At 69.0% G+C, this 2118-nt stretch carries 2 protein-coding genes; one reads left to right on the top strand and one right to left on the bottom strand.

The window, feature by feature from the left end:
* The coding region (locus tag G6030_RS12500; protein ID WP_182643339.1) for an aspartate kinase at nucleotides 1–995 on the bottom strand (995 nt) is incomplete at its 3' end.
* A 71-nt stretch (nucleotides 996–1066) separates the two neighbouring features.
* Between G6030_RS12500 and G6030_RS12495 the strand changes: the two genes are divergently transcribed.
* Nucleotides 1067–2002, top strand: a complete 936-nt coding sequence (locus tag G6030_RS12495; protein WP_007632987.1) for a DMT family transporter — start codon at nucleotides 1067–1069, stop codon at nucleotides 2000–2002.
* Nucleotides 2003–2118 lie beyond the last annotated feature (116 nt).

Raw genomic sequence — 2118 nt, 5'->3', positions numbered from 1 at the left:
AGATCGTCCTTGGCCTTGGACAGCACCTCGACCGCCTTGGCGCCGACCTCGCGCGGGCACGTGAAGGTGATGTCGGTCTTGCCCTCCGCCTTGGAGACGTTCTGCAGGACCATGTCGATGTTGATCTCGGCATCGGCGACGACGCGGAAGATCTTGGCCGCGTACCCCGGCTGGTCGGGGATGCCGACCACCGTGATCTTGGCCTCCGAGGCGTCGTGAGCGACTCCGGTCAGGACTGCGTCTTCCACGGGGATGTCCTCCACTTTTCCGGCCACGAGCGTGCCCGGGTTGGTCGAATACGAAGAGCGGACGCGCAGCGGCACGTGGTAGCGGCGGGCGAACTCGACGCTGCGCAGGTTGAGGATCTTGGAGCCGACCGCCGCCATCTCGAGCATCTCCTCGTACGAGATGGTGTCGAGCTTGCGGGCGTTCGGCACGATCCGCGGGTCGGACGTGTAGATGCCGTCGACGTCCGAGTAGATCTCGCACACGTCCGCGCCCAGCGCCGCGGCCATCGCGACCGCCGTGGTGTCGGATCCGCCGCGGCCGAGGGTGGTGACGTCGCGGGTCTCCCGCGACACACCCTGGAAGCCCGCGACGAGGGCGATCTTGCCCTGATCGAGCGCCTCGCGGACACGGCCCGGGGTGATGTCGATGATTCGGCTGTTGCCGTGTCGGGTGGTGGTGATGATGCCGGCCTGCGACCCGGTGAACGAGTAGGCCTCCATCCCGAACGAGCTGATGGCCATCGCGAGCAGCGCGTTGGAGATGCGCTCACCCGACGTCAGCAGCATGTCCATCTCGCGCTGCGGCGGCGAGGGACAGACCTGGTCGGCCAGGTCCAGCAGCTCGTCGGTCGTGTCGCCCATGGCCGAGGCGACGACCACGACGTCGTTGCCCGCCTTCCTGGTCTCCACGATCCGTTCGGCCACCCGACGGATACGTTCTGCGGACTCCACGGAGGAGCCGCCGTACTTCTGCACTACGAGTGCCACGCGGTCACACCCTTCCGGTGTTGATCGGCTTAACGCAGACCCACTTTACGGGAGGTGTTTACTCATGAGTGATGACTGAAACCTGGGCGGCAGTACTCCTCGCCCTCGCCTCCGCCCTCAGCCAGGCCTTCGGCACCGTGATGCGGCACCGCTCACCGCGCCGCGCGAGGGGCCGACGCGAGGGCGATTTCCACATCCTCACCAGCAGGTACTGGTGGACCGGCATGGCCATCAGCCTCGCCGGCTTCGTGTTCCAGGGGCTGGCGCTGATCTACGGTTCGCTCATCCTGGTCCAGACGATCACCGTCCTCTCACTCACCTTCGCCCTCCCGTTGGGCGCATGGGTGACCGGGCGGCGGGTCACCAAGACCGAACTGCTCTGGGGCCACGTCCTGGCGGGATGCGTGGTCGTGCTGGTGATCTACGGCCGGCCCACCGGTGGGGAGGCACATCCGCCCTGGTGGCAGTGGGCACTGGCCTGTGCGGCGGGCGTCCTCGTCGTCGTCGTCCTCCTCCGTCTCTCCCGCGCGCTCCGCGCCGACGGCAACCGTGCCCTGTTGCTGGGCGTGGCCGGCGGCACCGCGTTCGCCTACGTCGCGCTCCTCACCAAGGGTGTCGCCGACCGGTTCTACGAGGGCGGGCCGCTGCTCGTGGCCACCACCGGCGAGGTGTACGGGCTCGTCGTGGCCGCCGTCGTCGCGCTGACGCTGCAACAGATGTCGTTCTCCGTCGGCGCCGTCCACCAGGCCGTCCCCGCCTCGACCGTCACCACGCCGGTGGTCTCGCTCGCGCTGGGCGTGGTGGTCCTCGGCGAGTGGTTCGCGGTCGACGGACCCGAGCTGGCGATCCTCGCCGCCACGCTCATCGTCATGGTCGTGGCGACGGTGCGGCTCGCCCACAAGGAGGTCGACCCGGCGCCGTCGGAGGACGGGGCGGAGGAGACGCCGTCGGACGAGGCGCCGTCGGAGACACCCCCCGACACCCGCGCGGAGCCGCCGTCCCGGTAACGCGGGCACCGGCCGTCGCGATTTTCCTGCCATGAGCACTCTCGCCGAGCGGCCCGCCGCCGCCTCACGATCGCCTAAGCTGAGTCACATGCGCCTCACACGTCACATGGGTCGGC

It is taken from the genome of Dietzia sp. E1, from assembly GCF_014145015.1.
Lineage (GTDB): Bacteria > Actinomycetota > Actinomycetes > Mycobacteriales > Mycobacteriaceae > Dietzia > Dietzia cinnamea_A.
The sequence above is the reverse complement of the archived record's forward strand: the minus strand, read 5'-3'. Positions and strand labels throughout refer to the sequence as shown.

Coding starts and splice junctions, on each gene's coding strand:
- G6030_RS12495 (WP_007632987.1), top strand. CDS start 1,067: ATGACTGAAACCTGGGCGGCAGTACTCCTCGCCCTCGCCTCCGCCCTC.